The 20,237-nt window shown below is 68.3% G+C and carries 15 protein-coding genes and 1 riboswitch; of the genes, 6 read left to right on the forward strand and 9 right to left on the reverse strand.

What is annotated here, in order from left to right; translation table 11 throughout:
* Nucleotides 1-3 precede the first annotated feature (3 nt).
* The 6 genes from AAW51_RS28150 to AAW51_RS14065 all read right to left on the reverse strand — a co-directional run bounded on the left by AAW51_RS28150 (nucleotide 4) and on the right by AAW51_RS14065 (nucleotide 10,404).
* Entirely contained in the window at nucleotides 4-2,148 is a 2,145-nt protein-coding gene (locus AAW51_RS28150; protein ID WP_238947911.1) for a DUF4832 domain-containing protein, read from the reverse strand.
* A 205-nt stretch (nucleotides 2,149-2,353) separates the two neighbouring features.
* Nucleotides 2,354-3,721 (reverse strand): RICIN domain-containing protein, encoded by a 1,368-nt coding sequence (locus AAW51_RS28155; RefSeq protein ID WP_083438290.1) that lies wholly within the window; start codon nucleotides 3,719-3,721, stop codon nucleotides 2,354-2,356.
* Between the two features lie 10 nt (nucleotides 3,722-3,731).
* Nucleotides 3,732-5,321: a cellulase family glycosylhydrolase gene (locus tag AAW51_RS28160; protein ID WP_053013568.1), complete on the reverse strand. Its 1,590-nt coding sequence runs from the start codon at nucleotides 5,319-5,321 to the stop codon at nucleotides 3,732-3,734.
* A 295-nt stretch (nucleotides 5,322-5,616) separates the two neighbouring features.
* Nucleotides 5,617-7,071, reverse strand: a complete 1,455-nt coding sequence (locus AAW51_RS14055) for a cellulase family glycosylhydrolase (protein WP_083438291.1) — start codon at nucleotides 7,069-7,071, stop codon at nucleotides 5,617-5,619.
* Between the two features lie 147 nt (nucleotides 7,072-7,218).
* A complete protein-coding gene (locus AAW51_RS14060; RefSeq protein WP_157359887.1) occupies nucleotides 7,219-8,754 on the reverse strand; it encodes a glycosyl hydrolase family 18 protein in 1,536 nt (511 codons plus the stop codon).
* A gap of 180 nt (nucleotides 8,755-8,934) precedes the next feature.
* Complete coding sequence (locus tag AAW51_RS14065; RefSeq protein ID WP_083438293.1) at nucleotides 8,935-10,404, reverse strand: glycoside hydrolase family 64 protein; 1,470 nt, start codon at nucleotides 10,402-10,404, stop codon at nucleotides 8,935-8,937.
* Between the two features lie 371 nt (nucleotides 10,405-10,775).
* Here AAW51_RS14065 and AAW51_RS14070 point away from each other — a divergent pair, with 371 nt between their 5' ends.
* The 4 genes from AAW51_RS14070 (at nucleotide 10,776) to AAW51_RS14085 (ending at nucleotide 15,798) form a co-directional block, all read left to right on the forward strand.
* Nucleotides 10,776-12,044: a putative DNA modification/repair radical SAM protein gene (locus tag AAW51_RS14070; RefSeq protein ID WP_047195110.1), complete on the forward strand. Its 1,269-nt coding sequence runs from the start codon at nucleotides 10,776-10,778 to the stop codon at nucleotides 12,042-12,044.
* 2 nt (nucleotides 12,045-12,046) lie between these two features.
* A complete protein-coding gene (locus AAW51_RS14075) occupies nucleotides 12,047-13,615 on the forward strand; it encodes a UdgX family uracil-DNA binding protein (RefSeq protein WP_083438294.1) in 1,569 nt (522 codons plus the stop codon).
* A 180-nt stretch (nucleotides 13,616-13,795) separates the two neighbouring features.
* Entirely contained in the window at nucleotides 13,796-15,004 is a 1,209-nt protein-coding gene (locus AAW51_RS14080; protein WP_053013571.1) for a lytic polysaccharide monooxygenase, read from the forward strand.
* A gap of 35 nt (nucleotides 15,005-15,039) precedes the next feature.
* A riboswitch (yybP-ykoY riboswitch) is annotated at nucleotides 15,040-15,219 on the forward strand.
* Nucleotides 15,220-15,222: 3 nt separating this feature from the next.
* Nucleotides 15,223-15,798 (forward strand): TMEM165/GDT1 family protein, encoded by a 576-nt coding sequence (locus tag AAW51_RS14085; protein ID WP_047195112.1) that lies wholly within the window; start codon nucleotides 15,223-15,225, stop codon nucleotides 15,796-15,798.
* Between the two features lie 49 nt (nucleotides 15,799-15,847).
* Here the strand turns inward: AAW51_RS14085 and AAW51_RS14090 are convergent, their stop codons facing one another.
* A complete protein-coding gene (locus AAW51_RS14090; RefSeq protein WP_047195113.1) occupies nucleotides 15,848-16,429 on the reverse strand; it encodes an NUDIX hydrolase in 582 nt (193 codons plus the stop codon).
* Between the two features lie 176 nt (nucleotides 16,430-16,605).
* Between AAW51_RS14090 and AAW51_RS14095 the strand changes: the two genes are divergently transcribed.
* Complete coding sequence (locus AAW51_RS14095) at nucleotides 16,606-17,364, forward strand: DeoR/GlpR family DNA-binding transcription regulator (RefSeq protein ID WP_047195114.1); 759 nt, start codon at nucleotides 16,606-16,608, stop codon at nucleotides 17,362-17,364.
* Between the two features lie 27 nt (nucleotides 17,365-17,391).
* Here AAW51_RS14095 and AAW51_RS14100 read toward each other — a convergent pair whose 3' ends face one another.
* On the reverse strand, nucleotides 17,392-17,808 hold the full coding sequence (locus AAW51_RS14100) for a response regulator (protein ID WP_169788028.1): 417 nt from the start codon (nucleotides 17,806-17,808) through the stop codon (nucleotides 17,392-17,394).
* A gap of 279 nt (nucleotides 17,809-18,087) precedes the next feature.
* Nucleotides 18,088-18,417 carry a hypothetical protein gene (locus tag AAW51_RS14105; protein ID WP_047195116.1) on the reverse strand — a complete coding sequence of 110 codons (330 nt, stop codon included), beginning with the start codon at nucleotides 18,415-18,417 and terminating at the stop codon, nucleotides 18,088-18,090.
* 477 nt (nucleotides 18,418-18,894) lie between these two features.
* On the opposite strand from AAW51_RS14105, the gene AAW51_RS14110 reads away from it, so the two are divergent.
* Entirely contained in the window at nucleotides 18,895-20,154 is a 1,260-nt protein-coding gene (locus AAW51_RS14110; protein ID WP_047195117.1) for a glucose-1-phosphate adenylyltransferase, read from the forward strand.
* Nucleotides 20,155-20,237 lie beyond the last annotated feature (83 nt).

A 20,237-nucleotide genomic window follows, 5' to 3' on the forward strand; every position in this document is an offset into this window, starting at 1 on the left:
CTCTTACTGAACCGTCAGCGTGCTGCCGAAACGGAAGGCGCCCAGTTGAGCGTCCCACGCCTGGCCGGCGCCGGCCTGGTCGGCATTGGCAGGCCGGATCGCAAAGCGGGCGTCTCGCTTCAGACGTTCCGCGCCGTCCGGCAGGCTCAGGTAGACGTCGTATTCGCCGGCCGGTGTGCCCGTTGGCACGGTGAGCTGCAAATCGTGCGTGAACGACCCGCCCGGCAACCAGCGGCGCGGATCGACACCGTTGGCGGCCAGCGCCACCTGCTGGCCGGTGCCGCGGTGACGCAGCACCACCGTGACGGCGCGCGGGTTGTACGGCCTGGCCCAGCCGATGTTGCGTACGCTGAAGCGCAGGGCGAGCGACTGGCCGCCGGCCACATTGGCCGCGTGCGCCGCCGACACCAGCTCGATCCGGTACCCCATCAACCGCTGCACCTCGGCATAACACCCCTGCGCCTTCCAGCGCTGGTGGAACTGCTCGGTGTAGTACTCGGCGTTGAGATAGCTGAGCGAGAACTGCCGGCCTTCGCTCAGGATCGCATCGCAGCTGGTGCGTGGCACGGCGCCGTCTTCGTCCAGCGGGTTGCAGGTTTCGCCACCGAAGGGTGCGACCTTGCTGACGGCCGCCACATAGTCACGCTCGCGCTGCCGCGTCGCCGGGTCTTCGCTGTAGGTGCCGACATCGGTGGCACTGGCGAGGAAACAGTCGTTGTGCATGCCGATGCGCGACTGGGCGCTGCCGCCCAGCGCAATCGCCTCGGTCGGCGCGCTCGAGAACCAGCTCATCACATGCGCCGGGTAGCGCAGCTGCACGAACTTCTCGCCGGGCAGCGCGTCGAGCAGCGCATCGCGGATGCGGGTGCGGCTGGTGGTGCTGGTCAGGTTGTTGGACGAGGTGTGCCACTCGCCCCAGGCACCGATGAAGCCGGCCTGCAGGTAGGCGACGACGTCGGCGTTGTCGCGCAGCACCGGCTTGAGCTGGGCAATGTGCGCGAGCACTTGGTCGAGTGTCGCGTCCTTGGCGTTGCGGTACTCGGTTTCGCTCTCGGGATAGTTGTAGACGAAGCGGGGGACCACCTTGATGCCGGCACGCCGCGCGTTCTCGAAACTCTTGGCCAGGTTGTCGAGCAGCGTGGTCGGTAGCGCCGTGGTGCGCCAGGTGTCCAGCCGCACGGTGCCGTACACCAGGCGGAAGCCCTTGGCGTAGGCGTCGGCGGCGTCGCTGGCACTCAGCTTGTCGAGGTCGGTCCAGGCCCAGCGGTAGAAGCCGCGCTCGGGGTTGGCGATCTCGGCCTGCGTCGGTGCGAACTGCACCTCGACCGCAGGCGAAGGCGCCGGTGCCGGAGTGGGGGCTGGTGTCGGTGCTGGGGTGGGTGCTGGGGTGGGTGCTGGGGTGGGCGCCGGAGTCGGTGCGGGGGTCGGTGCGGGGGTCGGTGCGGGGGTCGGTGCGGGGGTCGGCGCCGGCGCGGGCGTTGGCGCCGCGGTCAGCTGCGCAAACTCGAACAACTGGCTGAGACGTTGCTTGCTGGTGTCGCAGTTGCGTTGTTCGATCCGCGGGCCCGCGCTGTTGTCGATCACGTCGAGACACAACCCGCTGTGGCGCGCCACCAGTTGGTGGTTGCCGTTGCTGTCGGCGCGCCGGACGAATTGCTGATTGGTCATGCCGTGACAGGTCCACAGCAGCGCCCGTGCGCCCGCCGATTTGCTGCCGCCCTGGACATCCACGCACAAACCGCTCGCCGCATGCTGCAGCGTCACCACGTTGGCGGCGGCACCGGCCACCGGCAGGACGTGGAAACCCTGCGCGGTCGACGCGGTGGAACAGGCGCGCCGGGTCAGGCCGCCTTGCGACGCACCGGTGCTTGTGGCGCCTTCCAGGCATTCGCCATTGGCCTGCTCCTGGATGCGGAAGATCGGCGCGTCGACCGCCAGCGCGATCGCGCGGCCGTTGGCCGCCAGCGCCCGCACGCTGCCCTGGTTCGACGGCTCCACCGCCTGGTCGGACGCGGCGCTTTCGCCGCCACCGCCGCCACCGCCGTCACTGCCGCCGCAGGCGGCGAGGAGCAGCCCGACCGCGACGGCAACCCCCGTGAGTTGCACTCGGCGCGCGACCGGCTTGCGTTGATCGAACTTCCACAACATCTGGCTCACCTCTCCCTGCATGGCGTCTCTGGATATGGTTAAAACGCGAGGCGTGCCGATCGGTTCATGTCACCCGAACCGCCGGCCCACCCCGGTGGTGTCGCTGCGCCACACGGGCGCAAGCGACGGGCGGATTGCACCCGCCGGACCTGAAGAGAAGCTGACGAGCGGGCGGAGCACCGTCCGTTCGCGGGGGATGCTGGTGTCAGCCGCCCGTCTTCTGGTACACGCGCACGAAGTCCACTTCCATCTTCTGCGGGAAGCGGGTCTCGGCGTTGGTGCCGCCGGGCCAGTTGCCGCCGACGGCGACATTCAGGATCAAATGGAAGCGCCGATCGAACGGTGCCGGGAAGGCGCCCCCGCTCGACCACCACTCGGTCTGCGTCGCGTAGTGCACGTTGTCGACATACCAGCGGATCTGCCCCGGCTCCCACTCGATGGTGTAGGTGTGGAAGTTGTCGGTGACGCTCGACGGCGGGTTGTAGCCCACGGTCTTGTGCTGGTTGCCCGGCCACGGGTTGCCGTAGTGGATCGAGCCGTAGATGGTGTTGCCGCCACTGGCTGCCGGATTGACGGCTTCCATGATGTCGATCTCACCACTGGCGGCCCAGCCGCCATAGACCCAGTCGGTCGGCAGCATCCAGATCGCCGGCCACAAGCCCTGCCCGCGCGGCAGCTTGGCGCGCACTTCGACGCGGCCATACAGCCAGTCGCCCTTGCCCAGCGTGCGCAGGCGCGACGAGGTGTAGTCGCGGCAGCCTTCGGCGGCGCAATAGCGCTCCTGGCGTGCCTGCAGGTTCAACACACCGTTGGCCACCCAGGCGTTCTCGGGGCGGTCGGTGTAGTACTGCCATTCGTTGTTGCCGCCGCCCTGGGCATTGACCTCGAAGCCCCATTTGGACCGGTCGATGGCGTTGCCGTCGAACTCGTCGCGCCAGACCATCCGCCAGCCGGGTGCGGGGCCGGGCGACGGGGCCGCCACCGCTTCGAAGCGCCATTGCTGATTGCTGCTGCCGGCGCAGTCCCACTGCTGGATCTCGGCGCCGGCATTGGCATTCCAGTCCTTGACGTCGAGACACTTGCCGCTATGGCGCGCGCGGATGGCCTCGCCGTTGCCGGAGGTCTGGACGACAAAACGCTGGTTGTCGGTCGGCGCGCCGGCCCATTGCTGGAGCAGCGCGCCGTTGGCAGTCGAGACTTCGCGGATGTCGAGCGACTTGCCGCTGCCCTGGTTGACGAAGCGGTGGCTGCCACCTTCGTCCTGGCGCAACTCGAAGCGTTGCGAGGCGGCATCGCCGCAGCGGTCCTGCCGGATGCCCGCCCCGTCGGCGGTGCTACCGCCCTGCACCGTGAGGCACAGGCCAGAGAACACCGATTTGATCCGGTAGACACCCGGCGCGGGCGCGGCTGCGGCGCCGGCACGCTCGCCGCCGGTATCGGCCGTGGAAGCCGACGTGGCGGCCCCACTGCCGCCCTCGCCGCCACCGCACGCCGACAGGCAGGCGGCGGCCACCAAGGCCAGCGTCCAGGACGATGAAGCGCCTCTCACATCATGGGTTGCGTGGCTCCTCATCGCCTGCTCCTCAGCGCGGCTTGCGCATCTGGTCACGCACCCACACACCGGCGGGCTTCAGGTTCGACGCACTCCAGTTGCCGCTGGCACAGGTGCCCTGCTTCCAGACGGCGCCGGAGCGGTGGTCGTCGGAGTAGTTCCAGTTGACCCAGCTGATCTTGCGGCTGTTGAGCAGGTCCATGTAGGCCTGCGAGCTGCCGAAGTCGTTGCCGCCGTCGCCGGTGTACTCCTGTGTGCCGAACTCGGTCACGAAGATGGGCAGGCGTTGCGACGCGCGCAGCAGCTCGTCACGATAGGCCTGATGGTGCGACGCGGCATAGAAGTGGAAGGTGTAGAGCACGTTACCCGCGCTCACCGGCGAGTCGATGATCTCCTGCGCCCCACCGCCTTCGGACACCCCCAGCGATGACCAGCCCGGCGTGCCGACGATGACCGGCGTTTCGGGGTCGACGGCGCGGATCACGGGGATCAACTCGTTGGCGTAGCTGCGGATGCGGCTCCACGGCGTGCCGCTCGGCTCATTGGCGATCTCGTACAGCAGGTTGGTCTGGCGTCCGTACTTCTGTGCGATCTGCGTGAAGAAGGTGCGGGCCCGGTCGAGGTTGTAGTTGGGGTCGCCCGGGGTCAGCATGTGCCAATCGACGATGGCGTACATGCCGCGCTCGGTGGCTTCTTCGATGATGCGGCCGACCTGGCGCGTGAAGCCCTCGGGGTCGGTCTCGTAGCCGCCCTCCTGGATGTACATCGAGATGCGGATCACGTCGGCCTGCCAGTCCTTGGCCAACGCGTCGAGCGAGCCGTCGGTGATGCACTGGCCATACCACTGCAGCCCGTGCGTGCTCATGCCGCGCAGCTGCACCGGCTGGCCCGAGCTGTTGCACAGCTGGGTGCCGCAAACCTTGAGCTGCCCGTGGCGTGCGACCGGGGTGCCGGTCGTGGGGGGCGTGGTCGTGAGCGAGGGGAACTTGAACAACTGGCTGCGCCGCTGCTGGCTGCTGTCGCAGCTGCGCTGTTCAACGCGGGCGCCGTCGACCACATCGAGACAGAGGCCGCTGTGGCGCGCCACCAGCTGGTAGTTGCCGTTGCCGACGTCTCGACGCGTGAACTGCTGGTTGGGTTTGCCGTGGCAGTTCCACAGCAGGGCACGCGCGCCGCTCGAGCGGCTCGCGCCTTGGATGTCGATGCACAGGCCGCTGGCCCCGTGCTGCAAGGTCACGGCATTGGCGTCGCCGCTCACCGCCTGCAGCGCGAAACCTTGGCGGGCCACCGTGCCGGCGCAGTCGCTGCGCGACAGGCCGCCTTGCGTGGCGCCGGGTCTGGCCCCGCCATTGAGGCACTCGCCATTGGCTTGCTCCTGGAGGCGGAACTGCGGCGCCACGGGGGCCGCAGCGGCGGTTTCGAGCGCGCCGTGGCCCTCGCCTCCCGAGGCCTGTGCGTCATCGTCGACGGAGACCTCCGCGGACACATCGGCGGCCGACGCCCCGCCGCCGTCACCACCATCGCCACCACCACAGGCGGCGAGCCACACGCTCATCGCGATGGCGATACCGGTCAAACGCACGGGGCGCGCCGCGCCGGTCGAATCGAACTTTCTGAACATCTGACTCACCTCTACTTGCATGGCGGATTGCTTCGTGTGTTGAAACGCCGTTTAGTGTCGTTGGGAACGGTTCCGCAAAAAACGTCGAGAGGCCTCGAACGCGGTAACTCCGTGTGATGCCCGTAAGCGGCTCGCACGTCGTGCGACACGGCGCCGAGCGGCGCCGACAAACGGGCGTCGGCACCCGTTGCACGGTCAACTCGCTCGCGCTGCTTCTGCTAGACCAGCGCGAGCGTGAGGCGACGATGTAGCGCACGTCCAGCGTGCCGCCTCATCGTCGCCCTTCCTGCTCTCGTCAGCGCGGCTGGCGCATCTGATCGCGCACCCACTGGCCAGCGGGTTTCAGGTTCGACGCGCTCCAGTCGCCGCTCGAACAGGTGCCCTCCTTCCAGACCGCGCCGGAGCGGAAGTCGTCGGAGTAGTTCCAGTTGACCCAGCTGATCTTGCGGCTGTTGAGCAGGTCCATGTAGGCCTGCGCGCTGCCGAAGTCGTTGCCGCCGTCACCGGTGGCTTGCTGGGTGCCGAACTCGGTCACGAAGATGGGCAGGCGTTGCGACGCGCGGGCCAACTCGTCGCGGTATTCCTGCTGGTGCGACGCAGCGTAGAAGTGGAAGGTGTAGAGCACGTTGCCCGCGCTCACCGGCGAGTCGATGATCTCCTGTGCACTGCTGCCCTCCGAGACCCCCAGCGACGACCAGGCCGGGGTGCCGACGATGACCGGTGCCTCGGGGTCGACGGCGCGGATCACGGGGATCAACTCGTTCGCGTAGCTGCGGATGCGGTTCCACGGCGTGCCGCTCGGCTCGTTGGCGATCTCGTACAGCAGGTTGGGCTGGCGTCCGTACTTCTGCGCGATCTGCGTGAAGAAGGTGCGGGCCCGGTCGAGGTTGTAGTTCGGATCGCCCGGGTCGAGCATGTGCCAGTCGACGATGGCATACATGCCGCGCTCGGTGGCTTCTTCGATGACACGGCCGACCCGTTCGGTGAAACCTTCCGGATCGGTCTCGTAGCCGCCCTCCTGGACGTACATCGAGATGCGGATCACGTCGGCGCGCCAGTCCTTGGCCAGCGCGTCGAGCGAACCGTCCGTGACGCACTGGCCATACCACTGCAGCCCGTGCGTGCTCATGCCGCGCAGTTGCACCGGCTGGCCCGAGCTGTTGCACAGCTGGGTGCCGCAGACCTTGAGTTGGCCGTGGCGTGACACGGGGGTGCCATCGGGGGTAGGCGTGGGCGCCGGCGCCGGGGTGGGAGCGGGTGTTGGCGCTGGCGTGGGTGCTGGCGTGGGTGCTGGCGTCGGGGCGGGCGTCGGCGCCGGGGTCGGTGCAGGCGGCGGAGGCGGCGGTGCGGGCGTGGGCGCCGGCCCGGGGGCTGGCGCGTCGCCCACCGCGCGCCACAGCGAGGGCGTGTCGGCCGGGTTCCAGTTGGTGCCGGCCCAGGCCGTGTGGCCGACCAGGGCCTCATACAAGGTGCCCTCGTAGCTGACCAGCGCGCCGGTGTTGTAGGTCACGCCTTCGGCCCACTCCGGGGCCGGGGCGGGTGCGGCACTGAGTTGTGGGGCGAGGCGCTGCTGCGGGCCGCCTTGATAGCGCGCGTGCGCGGCGCGCGCATGCTCGAGGTTGCTGGTGGCAGAGGCCTGCGGCGCGGCGGTGCCGCCGCCGTCGCTGCCGCCGCAGGCGGCGAGCCAGCTGGCCGTGAAGGCGAGCGCCAAGGGTAGTCGGGTGTGGTGGTGGACAAGACTCTGTCGCATCGTCGCTCCTGGTCGTGAGGATGAGGAGGAAGGGAGAGGAGGATGAGAAAAGCGGGCTGTCCGGGCCGACGGCCGCGGACAGCACCTAACCTTGCGGGGCGGCCCGCTGGACCGGCCCCGCTCAGCCCCCGTCGCGGGGGCCGGGCGTCAACGCCACTCGGGCGATTGCAGCGCCGGGTCTTGCGGCAAGCCGAACGAGGACTGGATGCGCTTGCCGATCGAGCCCGGGCTGGCCACCGGCGCGCTGCCGCAGTTGCCGTTGGCCTGCTTCAGGATCGACCACAGCATCGCGCCGTCGCGCGGGTTGCGGTTCGGGTGGTTGGCGAGCACGGCGCCGAGGTAGCGCTCGACCGAGTACGGCTGGTTGATGCTGGCGCCGTACTGGTTCTTCAGGTTGCGCGAGCCTTCGCATTGCGCGTCGGCGTTGTTCACCACCAGGATGCCGCCGGCCCAGCCTTCGGGCGGAGTTTCGAGGCCCATCGAGACGATGGTCTTGGACGGCCACAGCTTGCGGTACTCGTTGTACGCGGTCACGCCGTCGTAGTTCTCGTAGCGCGCGTCGTAGCTCATGATGTTGACCATGTCGAGCATCTTGGCGATGTTCGGGTACTGCATCATCAGCTGACGCTCGCGGCCGGCGCTGCCGCCCCAGAACGACACCTTGCCGTTGCAATCGGGGTGGGTGCTGGTGGCCGCCGTGCAGTCGGCACCGGTCGACCAAGTCGCCGAGGCGAGCACACGTCCGCCGCCCGCCTTGTCGACCGCGTGGCGCATGGCCTTGATCGCGTAGGCATAACGCTCGACGTTGGCGTCGACCTCATAGTCGACGTCGAGGCCGTCGAAGCCCATGTCGACCAGGAAGCGGGCCAGCGCATCGATGATCGGGCCGCTGCCGCGGCGGCCGTCGGCTGCCAGAGCGTCCCAGTTGTGGTAGGTCGCGCCGCCCACCGCCAGGATCACCTTGATGTTGCGCTGGTGCAGCACGTTGACCGCGGCCTTGATGTCACGCGGCGTGGCAGTGAAGTTGATGCCGGTGCCCGACCAGCTGTTGGCCGCCAGGCCGGCCCACGAGAAGTTGGGGTCGCCGAACGACGCCATCACGTGGGTGTAGGTGCCCGGGATGCGCGCGAACTTGCTGGCCTTGAACACCTCGTTGGCGCTCTTGCCGTTGGCGTCGAACCAGGCGTCGCTCCAGCTCGGGTAGTAGCCGACGTAGACGCGCTTGTTCTGCACCGCCTTGACGGCTTCGGGCAGGGTCAGCTTGTCGCCGGGAGTCGGGGCGGGCGTGGGCGCCGGGGTCGGGGCCGGCGTGGGGGCCGGCGTTGGCGCAGGGGTCGGTGCCGGGGTCGGTGCGGGTGTTGGGGCCGGGGTGGGCGCCGGCGTCGGGGCTGGGGCACTGCCGCTCGTCACGCGCCACAGCGAAGGCGTGTCGGCCGGGTTCCAGTTGGTGCCGGCCCAGGCCGTGTGCGTGACCAGCGCGACATAGGTGCGGCCGCCATAGCTCACCGACTGGCCTGCCGTGTAGGTCGCGCCTTCCTTCCAGGCGGGTGCGGCTGCGGCCTGCGCCAACAACACGTCGTCTGCGTAGCGGATGGGCGCCGAGGGCTGCTGGCCGGCAGCCTGCACCTGCGCCCACATGCTGGCGAGCGAAACGGTGATGGCTGTCATTCTCAAAGCGTTCATGTGCGGTTCCTTCAAGGTCTAGGGATGGAACAGGGGCTGCGGGAGTCCCGCGGGCTGTGCGATGCCGTGCACGGGCCGCACTGAAGCAGCGACGCGCGCAGGACGGGCGGTCAGAAACGAAGATGAAGGGCCGCGTGTCGCCGGGCACCCGCTGGGGTGCCGGCTCGGGCCCTGGTGTGCTTACCAGCCGACGGTAACGATCAGCTTTTGCGGGTTCGGGTGTTCCTGCAGGCTGCTGTGGCCGCGCACGTCGTCGTAGCAGAAGCCGTAGGCGAGGCCATCGATGCTGTGGTCGTGCCAGAACTTGGCGTAGTAGTTGGCGGGCCCCTGCGGGTAGTAGGCCGCGGCGTCGCTCCAGCGGGCCGGGTCGACCGACATCAGCAGATGGCGATTGAAGGCCGCGGTGATCTGTGCCTGCACCACCAGTTCCTGCGGGTTGCCGGTCGCGAGATTGCCGGAACCTTCCAGGATGGCCTGGGTGGTCGGCTTGCCGCGGATGTACAGGTTGGCCGGCCCGCCGTCCTTCGAGAACACGAAGTCGTTGCCGATCACGCGGCCGCGGAAGGTGCCGGCTTCAGCGGTGAACACCAGGTCCTGCTGGCTGTAGTGGCGCCAGACTTGGTCGACATAACCGTCGAAATAGCGCGATTGCGCCCGCCCCGGCCCGAACGGCCCCTTGCCCGGCGCGACGATACGCCACGGACGCGACACCAGCGGCCGGAATTCCGCCGGCATCTGGGCTTCGAAGTTGGCGAAGATCTGGGCCCGCGAGGCGGTTTCGCCGAGCGTGCGGTCATAGCCGTCGCGGCCGATCAAGCGGGTGCGCAACGGGAAGCCGAACTGGTCGACGCGGGTGGTGTTGCCGTGATAGCCGTAGCGGTCGAGGGTGAACTCGACCCACTCGAAATACACGTCCTGGTTGGGATCGGTCGGGTTGCCGAGGTCGGGGCCGGCGAAGCCGAGCCGGCCATCACCCGCCTGGTTGATCTTGATGTACATCGGCGTGCCGATGCTGATGAACATGCGGCCCGAATCGATCTGCGGCAGCGGCACGGTGCCCGCTTCGCTCAGGCGGTAGAAGTAGTTCGCGTAGTTCTGGCCGTTCTTGACCAACCGGTTCGGCGCGTCGTTGTCGCCCACCGAGGCCGGCACCAGACGCCCGGACCGGTCGACGTACGACAGCACGCGGGTGACGGGGTGGTAGCCGATGATGGCCCAGTAGATCTGGCTGTCAGCGTGCTGCCCGTTGGTGCCGTTGACCAGCTGCACGCTCATCGCCCCGGTGCCGCCGTCGGGCGGGGGCGGGGTGGACCCTTGTCCCACGGTGTGCGTGAATCGCGGGGTGTCGTAGGCGGGGTTGCCGTTGTTGTAGGTGAAGAAGTAGCCCAGCGAGTCACCCGCTTTGACCGTCACCCGATGCTCGAAACGCCCCGCAGCGCCCGCGGCGTTCATCCGGACGTTTTGCTGCCCGCCGCCATTCACCTGGTAGTGCGCGTCCACCCAACTGGTATTAACACTGGACTGAAACCAGAGCGTGGCGGTGGTGCCATCGACCGACACGCCCTGCGTGTAGTCGGCGGCCTGTGCGGGCACAACAAAGCTGCACAGGCTGGTCAGCAGACTGACCAGCCAGATTTTCAAGATTCGCATCTGTCTCCCCTTTTAACGGGACTTAGTGGGTGGATCGCTGCGAATTCTGCTCGTCCACGTGTTCCTGGCTGATGTTTCTTGCAACAAGACTGAGCAAGCTGATTCCAGTTGCATCCGTCGCGTCGGCCCAATCCTGGCGCTTTCGCCAGGATCGAGACCTCGTTCAAGTGGTATCCGACTGGTATGTCAAACAGGCGACATCACGGAATCGGCCTTCTGGGGGATGGAAACGGTTTCATCTGGACAACATGCCCGGGTCCGGCAGAGGGGATGGCCGGGCCACGCAAACCACTGTACATTTATACAGTTATTTGCCCTCGTTGCCCCCCCTCGCCCGCCTCGGGGCCGCCGGGCGGCGCTCCGGAGACCCGATGAATTTGCACCGCAAGCTCGCCGTCCTCGCCGACGCGGCCAAGTACGACGCCTCGTGCGCCTCCAGCGCAGCGGCCGCGCGCAACTCGGTCGACGGCCGTGGCATCGGCTCGACCGAGGGCAGCGGCATCTGCCACAGCTATGCGCCCGACGGCCGCTGCATCTCGCTGCTCAAGGTCCTGCTGACCAACTTCTGCGTCTACGACTGCCTGTATTGCGTCAACCGCGTCAGCAGCAACGTGCCCCGGGCGCGCTTTTCCGTCGCCGAGGTGGTGCAGCTGACGCTCGATTTCTACCGCCGCAACTACATCGAAGGCCTGTTCCTCAGCTCCGGCATCGTGCGCAGCCCCGACTACACGATGGAGCAGGTGGTGGAGGTGGCCCGCGTGCTGCGGGAGGAACACGACTTCCGCGGCTACATCCACCTCAAAACCATTCCCGATGCCAGCCCGGAGTTGCTCGCCCGCGCCGGGCGCTACGCCGACCGGTTGAGCATCAACCTCGAACTGCCCACGCCGGAGGGCATGCAGACCCTGGCGCCCGAGAAGAACGCGAGTGGCATTCGCCGCTCGATGGCCCGCTTGCGTCTCTTGATCGACGATGCGAAGGCCCAAGCCGCGCCGCCGGCACCCCGCTCCGGGCCTGGGCTCGCACCCAGGCCGGCGGCGGCGCCCCCGTTCGCCCGCAGTCAGAGCACGCAGATCATCGTCGGCGCTGACAGCGCCGACGACCGCACCATCCTCGAGACCAGCAGCGCCATGTACGGTTCCTACGGGCTGGGCCGTGTCTATTACTCGGCCTTCAGCCCGATCCCCGACGCCTCGCGCCAGCTGCCGGTGCGAGCGCCACCCCTGGCGCGCGAACACCGGCTCTACCAGGCCGACTGGTTGATGCGCTTCTACGGCTTCGCGGCCGACGAGATCGCCGGCGGCGCGGACGGCATGCTCGCGCTCGACGTCGACCCCAAGCTGGCCTGGGCCCTGCAACACCGGGAACGTTTCCCGGTCGACCTGAACCGCGCCCCGCGCGAACTGCTGTTGCGGGTGCCGGGCCTGGGCGTGAAGGCGGTCGAGCGGCTGCTGGCGAGCCGCCGTGTGCGGCAGCTGCGGGCCGTCGACCTGGCGCGCCTGCGGGTGCCGGTCGCGAAGGTGCTGCCCTTCGTCGTGCTGGCAGACCACCGTCCCGCGAGCGACCTCGATGCCGGGGCGCTGGCGGCGCGGCTGCGCCCCGCGCTGCGACAGGCGTCGCTTTTTGACGCGGGGAGTTGACGATGCGGGCTGACCATTCCTCGCCCGGCCGCGCCATCGGCCCCGCCTTGCGGCGCGCAGCACGGAAGTGGCCCGACGAGCGGCAGATCGAACTCGCCCATGCGGCCGATGTCGAGGGCTGGCGAGCCGCCGCCCGGGCGCTGCTGGCCGAAGGCTGCCCGCCGGACGCGGTGCACTGGCAGGTGCGTGGCGAAGCGAGCGTAGGCCTGATCGACGGCCTGTTTCCGGCCTTGCCACTGCCCTCCCCACCCGTCGGCGACCCCGCCCCGGTGCGGGTGCCGGCCGGGTTCGTGACCCTGGCCGAACGCGCGCTGCTGCACCGCGATGCCGGGCGCCACGCACTGATGTACCGGCTGCTGTGGCGGCTCGTCCGTGAGCCCGAGCTGCGTCACGACGTGCTCGATCCCGACATGCTGGCCGCCCGGGCGCTGGGGCAGCAGGTGCGGCGCGACCTGCACAAGATGAAGGCTTTCGTGCGCTTCACCGAACGGGCGACCACGCTGGGCCCGCGCTTCGTCGCCTGGTTCGAGCCCAGCCACCACATCGTGGCCGCGGCGGCGCCGTTTTTCATGCGGCGCTTCACGACGATGCACTGGGCCATCGTGACCCCCGATCGCAGCGTGCGGTGGGACGGCGAAAGCTTGCACTTCGGGGCCGGGGCGCGCCGTGACGACGTGGTGGCCGCCGACGCGCACGAGTCGCTCTGGCTCACCTACTACGAGCACATCTTCAATCCGGCACGCCTCAAGCTGGCAGCGATGCAGGGCGAGATGCCGCGCCGCTACTGGCCCAACCTGCCGGAAGCGCGGTTGATTGCGCCGCTGGCCGCGGCCGCCCAGCACCGGGCGGAGCAAATGGTGGAGCAAACGCCGAGCGAGCCGCGACGGCAGCGCCCTGCGCTCCCGGCCGTCGTGCCGGCCGGCGGGTCGAGCAGCACCGCCGCGGCCGCCTGCCTGGCCTGCCCGCATGCCCGGCACGCGACACAAACCGTCTGGGGTGAAGGGCCGGCCACCGCGCAGGCGGTGTTGGTGGGCGAGCAGCCCGGTGACCTGGAAGACCTGCAGGGCCGGCCCTTCGTCGGTCCGGCCGGGCGACTGCTCGACCGCGCGCTGGCCGACGTGGGGCTGGACCGGCGCCAGCTGTACCTCACCAACGCCGTCAAGCACTTCCGCTACGAGCTGCGCGGCAAGCGGCGCCTACACAAGACGCCCGGCCAGCGCGAACTGGCCGCTTGCGCCGGCTGGCTGGAACACGAGCTGCGCGAGGTCACAGCGCCGTCGCTGGTCGCGCTCGGCGCGACCGCTGCGCAAGCCCTGCTGGGCCAGCGGGTGTCGGTGCAGGCGCAGCGCGGGCAGTGGCACACACGAGCCGACGGGCGGCGGGTGCTGGTCACCTGGCACCTGGCCGCCTTGTTGCGCATGCCGGAGCCGGCCCGCGCCGAGGCGTATCGCGTCTGGGTGCAAGACCTGTCCCAGCTGGTCGGCGCGGCCAACGCTCAGGAGCAAAAAGGGACGACAGCCCACTCACGTGCCGCTACGTCGTTTACCGGTTCCACAAGCACCCGGGAATAGCCCGGCCTACCCTCGCCCCGTCCCGCACACGTCGAAGCGACGACCAGGGCCTGCGAACAGGCACTGGACGGGACGCGAAAGTGTCGACTGCGCGCAAGCGTCGCCGCTGGCTTTCGCTCGTCCTGAGTCATCACAAACAAGTTCGAAAGGAACGCCATGACACCGATTAGGAGGATGGCAATGTCGCCAGTGGCCCAAGCGGCCGCGACCCTGCTGTCATTCGCCTTCGCCGCGCCAGCCGCTCACGCGCACGGCGCGCCCGAATACCCCCTCAGCCGCCAGTACAGCTGCAACAAGGACCGCAACCAGCCGGCCTGCCAGGCGGCGATCGCCTTCGGCGGCGAACAAGCCATCTACGACTGGAACGGCGTGCGGCAAGGCAACGCCAACGGCAACCATCAGGCGGTGGTGCCGGACGGCACGCTGTGCGCCGGCGGCGGCGAGGAGTTCAAGGGCTTCGACCTGGCGCGCAACGACTGGCGCGCCACCTCCTGGGCCCCGGGCTCTGACGGCCGCTACGAGTTCCGCTACAACGCCACCGCGCCCCACCGGTCGCAGTACTGGCGCTTCTACCTGACCCGCGCCGGCTTCCAGCCAGGCGCGCGGCCGTTGCGCTGGGGTGACCTCGACCTGGTGGCCGAGGTGCCGGGCAGCCAGGTGCAGCTCACCGGCGACAAGAAATACGTGATGCGGCTGCAGCTGCCGCAGCGCTCCGGCCGCCATGTGCTGTATGCCGTCTGGCAGCGCGGCGACAGCCCCGAGGCCTTCTATTCCTGCTCCGACGTCAACTTCGGCGGCGACAGCGGCACGCCACCGCCGACCAATCTGCAGCAGCTGGGCGAAGTGGTCGCGCGGCGCACCCTGCCGGTCAACGCGGTGGTCAAGCTGCGCGTGTTCGGACGCGACGGCGGCGACCTCGAGACGCACAGCTACACGGTGGCCTCCGGCTCGACCGGCGCCGCCCAGTGGCTCGCACAGCTCGCCCGCGTCGTGAACCAACGCTCCGCCCATGTGCGGGTGGGTGAACTGCAAAACGGCAACGTCGTGGTGCCCAACGGCGACACCACGCTGCAGGTCTACGCCCTGACCGCCGACAGCGGCGTGCGCTTCCAGCTCGACACCGAACTGCCGCCGGGCAATCCGCCGCCCCCGCCGCCGCCTCCTCCTCCCCCGCCGCCGGCCCCCCCGCCCTCGGGGCCCACCCCTCCGCCCCCGCCGCCGCCCACGCCGCCTGGCCAGGTGTCGGCCTGGAAGGAAGGCGTCAGCTACACGGCCGGCCAGGTCGTCAGCTACAAGGGACGCAACTACCGCTGCGTGCAGGGCCACACCGCCTGGGCCGGTGCGGGCTGGACGCCGGAGGTGTCGGCCACCTTGTGGCGCCCGCTCTGACGATGAGCGCGCGGTGGAAGGCGTCGGATACACTTGCGCCCGTCATTGGGGAGTAGCGTCCCTCCTTCCACCGGTCGAGAGGGGCTTGCGTCAACAGACTTGCTCGTGACGAGCATGGCGCAAGCGGTCCCGGACTTTGCGAGACCTTTGACTGCATCGCCTCGGCACGGGCCGGGAGGCGGTGCAGTCATTCGTGTCACGCCGGCCCCGGACTTCAGATGCAAGCTTTTCTCGTTTCGACCGGCGTCGTCGCGTTGGCCGAAGTCGGCGACAAGACCCAGTTGCTGGCCTTCCTCCTCGCCGCCAAATTCCGCCGCCCCGTGCCCATCGTGCTGGGCATCCTCGCGGCCACCCTGCTCAACCACGCGGCCGCCGGCGCGCTCGGCGCCTGGATCACCTCGGTGCTGGGCCCGCGCACGCTGCGCTGGGGCCTCGGGCTGTCGTTTCTCGCGATGGCCGCCTGGACCCTGGTGCCCGACCGGCTCGACGAAAGCGACACGCAGCTGGCGCGACACGGCGTGTTCGTCACCACCTTTTTGACGTTTTTCCTGGCCGAGATGGGCGACAAGACGCAGGTCGCGACGATCGCGCTCGCGGCGCAGTACCAGGCCATGGGAGCCGTGGTCGCCGGCACCACCCTCGGCATGATGCTGGCGAACGTGCCCGCCGTGTACCTGGGCGACCGCATCGCGCACCGCCTGCCGGTGCGTGCCATCCATGCCGTCGCGGCGCTGGTGTTTGCGGTGCTCGGCGTCGCCACCCTGCTGGGCGCGGGCGAGCGGCTCGGCTTCTGAGCACGGTGCCGGCGTGACCGGGCCGCCGGTTGCCGCCGTCTCGTTCGACTCAACCGGCCAGGTGCAGCGCGGCGTACTGCAGCAGCATGATGGTCTTGCCGTCCACGATGTCGCCGCGCTCGATCATGGCCAGCGCCTCCCGCAAGGGCAGTTCCAGGACTTCGATGTCCTCGCCTTCGTCTTCCATGCCGCCGCCTTCGCCCACGCGCAACGCGGCGGTGTACGGCGCGACGAAGAAGTGCAGCTTCTCGGTGACCGACCCGGGGCTCATGTAGGCCTCGAACACCTTGCGCACCGGCCCGATCCGGTAGCCCGTTTCTTCCTCGACCTCGGCACGGATGCGTTCCTCGGGGCTGGCGTCGTCGAGCAGCCCGGCGGCCGCCTCGATCATCAGATCATCGTGGCCGTTGACGAAGGCCGGGAAGCGGAACTGACGGGTCAGGACCACCGTGCCGCGCGCCACGTCGTGCAGCAGCAGCGTGGCGCCGTTGCCGCGGTCGTAGGTCTCGCGGGCCATCGACTGCCACCGGCCGTCCCGGCGCTGCCATTCGAAGTGCGTTTTCTTCAGCACGTACCAGTCGTCCGACAGCAGTTGAACGTCCGTCACCCTCACTCGCTCGGCGATGCTCATGGCCTTCCTTTCGCTTGAAAAGCGGTGAGGCTATCCGACGCATTCGTGAAACGTCAAGGCTATTCGTGCAAGTTCGTGCAATCACCTCTGGCCTGACTTCGCGATTACGCCGCTACCAGCGGTTCAATTCGTGCAACTTCGTGCAGACACTTTACGACTTGCGGCATACTCGCGCGATGCTGACCGAGCAACGTAAACAACACATCCTCGCCGTGCTGAAGCGCGACGGCCGGGTCGTCGCCAAGACGCTCGGCCAGGAGCTGGGCCTGTCGGAAGACACGATCCGACGCGACTTGCGTGAGCTGGCGCGTGCCGGCCTGCTGCAGCGGGTGCACGGCGGCGCCCTGCCCGCCTCGCCCGCCGTCGCCACGCTGAACGTGCGCGAACACCTGTGCGCCACTGAAAAAATCGCACTGGGCCGTGCGGCGGCGCGACTGATACGTCCCGGGCAGCTCGTGTTCGTCGACGGTGGCACGACCACACAACAACTCGTGCGGCACCTGCCAGCGGGGCTGCGCGCCACCATCGTCACCCACAGTCCGATCATCGCCGCCGAGCTGGCCGAGCAGCCGGAGATCGAGGTGGTGTTGATCGGCGGGCGTCTGTACAAGCACTCGATGGTCAGTGTCGGCGCCGCGGCGGTGGAGGCCATCGGGCGCATCCGTGCCGATCTCTACCTGATGGGCATCACCGGCTTGCACGCCGAGGCCGGCCTGAGCACTGGTGATCTGGAAGAGGCCTACATCAAACGCGCCCTGATGGCCCAGGCGGCCGAAACCGTGGCGCTGGCGTCGAGCGACAAGCTCGGCCGCGCCTCTGCCTATTGCATTGCCCCGGTGACGGCGCTGACGTCATTGCTGGTGTCGACGCAGGCGGACGAGGCAGCGGTGGCGCCTTTGCGCGCGCTGGGGCTGCAGGTGGACCGCGCCGACTGAGGTGCGGGACCCGTCCGGGCGGCAGATTCAGTAGGCGATCAGCGGCGAGCCGCCGGTGCGCTGCGAGCCGCCGTCGGCCGCCGGCGGCATGCCGACCGGTGTGACGGTCTTGAGGAGGTTCTGCAGGGCTGCCAAGTCGACGGGCTTGGCGAGGTGGTGGTGGAAGCCCGCACGTTGCGCCTCGCGCTTGTCGGTCTCCGAGCAGAAGGCCGTCATCGCGATCAGCAAGGGCGGGCGGTCGCCACGGCGGCCGAGTTCACGCGCGACCTCGTAGCCGCTCAGCTGCGGCAGCCCGATGTCGAGCAACATCACGGTGGGCCGGAGTTCGCTGGCCGCTTCCAGCCCTTCACGGCCGTCGTAGGCGACGCGTACCGAATACCCTCCCATGCTCAACAGCAAGGCGAGGCTTTCGGCGGAGTCTCGGTTGTCATCGACCACCAGCACGCTCACTGGAGCGTGGGAGCTTGCATGGGGAGACGTCGTTGGAGGGGAAGACTGGTTCATAGCGGGCGGGACCACCAACGAAACATGCAAATTCCATACCGCGATGGTGCGCTGGCTGGAAAAACGAGGCGCTGAGCCATGTCCTATGGCTCGCACAGGGGGCCGCCGGGGACGTAGCACCCGGCCTGTCAGGCGGCCGCCGTAAGCATTACTGGAACCGCCCTGTAGAAGTTGCGGCGGCACCAGCCCCGGCCCCGTGAGGTCCGGGCGACCGACCGTTCAGTGCAGTCGCTGGCGCAACTCGCCGACCTCCCGACCGGCCTCGGCGATGGCATTGCCCAGTGCCGGGTTGACCCCTTCGCTGCGTTCACAGGCCTGACGCGCCTCGTTGATCAGGTCTTCGAGGTCGCTCAAATGGTCGCCGATCGCATAGCGGTCGTTTTCCAGCAGATATTCATATTTGGCTTCGTCCGACTCCTCGTCGAGTTGTCGCACGCAGTCCTTCACCTCTTGCGGCACCGATGGGTCGGCTTCGCAGACGTCGGCTGCCTGGTCGATGATGCTGCCGATGCGGACCAGTCGCTCCTCGACCTCACGTTCCGTGTTCATGCCCTGCTCCTTCTGGCGCCCGCCCCGCGGTCGGGATCGCATTGCTGCCACGGTTCTCGCAATCCACGTACCCGCAGCGACCCCGCAGCCTTTGCGGAATCACCGGTAAGAGTGAGTGGTGAAACAGGGCAGGCTTGAAGGTGATTGCTGCGCCGCCGCATGGCACAACGGGCCGCAGAGGCCCGCGGGATATAGGCACACCGCTTGCGCTTGCATCGGCACGTAGCGAGGCGTGAACCGATGCAAGCGTCCGTTGCCGGGAGGGAACGGACGGGTCTCGAATCCCGGGGCCCGCTGGGCTCTCAAGCAGGATGGTAAGGATGTGAAGTTGTCCCATTCTGCCACGTTTCGCCAACGCTCCTGTGCACTGCCGCGGCCGTATCTCGGCCGTGTCATCTAACAGGTCGTGGTCTCGCCGTTCCAGGGGAAGCCGCGAGCCCGACACGATATTCAACCTCTGCAGATAGGGAGTACTTCATGATCGCTGGTAAGAACGTTCTTGCCTTTGTGATGGCGGGGGGCGAAGGCTCGCGCCTGCACCCGCTCACGGTCGACCGCTGCAAGCCGTCCGTCCCCTTCAACGGCAAACACCGCATCGTCGACTTCGTCCTGAGCAACCTGGTCAATTCCGAGATCTATTCGATCTATTTGTTGGTCCAGTACAAGTCGCAATCGCTGATCGAGCATGTGCGCCAGTCCTGGACGATGACACGTTTCATCCCTCAGCACTTCGTCACCGTGGTCCCGCCGCAGATGCGCAACGGCCCGCAGTGGTTCCAGGGCACCGCCGACGCGGTCTACCAGAACCTGCACCTGATGGAGACCTTGCAACCCGATTTGGTGGCCGTGTTCGGCGCCGATCACATCTACCGCATGGACGTGCGCCAGATGATCAAGTTCCACCTGGACAGCCAGGCCGACGTCTCGGTCGCGACGCTGCCGGTGCCGCTGGAACAAGCCTCGTCGTTCGGCATCGTCGACATCGACGCCCAGCATCGCATCCGCGAGTTCCAGGAAAAGCCCAAGAGCGCGAAGTCGATGCCGAACCGCCCCGGCCATGCCCTCGCGTCGATGGGCAACTACATCTTCAACGCCGAGGTGCTCAAGCGCGAACTGCAGCGCGCCCACGACAGCGGCGAGAGCGACTTCGGCAAGCATCTGCTCCCGCGCATGCTGAAGTCGCACCGCTTGTTCGCCTACGACTTCGACACCAACGTGATCCCGGGCACGCAGTCGTACGAGGAACAAGGCTATTGGCGCGACGTCGGCACCATCGACGCCTACTTCGACGCCCACTTCGACACCCTGGGCGCCACGCCCAAATTCCGCATGACCAACGCCCAGTGGCCGATCTATGCAAGCCCCGACCAGGCCGAGTCGGCCCAGATCGAACGCGGCTTCATCAACCACTCGACCATCGGCTCCGGCAGCATCATCGACGGTGCGTATCTCGACCACGCGATGCTGCGGCGCTCGGTGCGTGTGGAGCAGGACGCCAAGCTGGAACATTGCATCCTGATGGAACGCACGGTGGTCAGCCGCGGCGCCCGGGTGCGACGCGCCATCATCGACCAGGACAACTTCATCCCGCCCGGCGAGAGCATCGGCTACGACCTCGAAAAAGACCGCCAGCGTTTCCATGTCAGCGAGGGCGGCATCGTGGTGGTGCCCAAATGCTATTTCGAGCGGGGCTCGGCACCCGCGGCCGTACGTGAACGCGCCACGGTGCTGGGCTGACCTGGCGACCGAGCGGGTCGGGGCTGACACCGTCACCAGAACCGGGGGTGGCATGCTGGTATCGTGAATTGGAAGTTCGTCGA

This window comes from Caldimonas brevitalea (assembly GCF_001017435.1).
Lineage (GTDB): Bacteria > Pseudomonadota > Gammaproteobacteria > Burkholderiales > Burkholderiaceae_C > Caldimonas > Caldimonas brevitalea.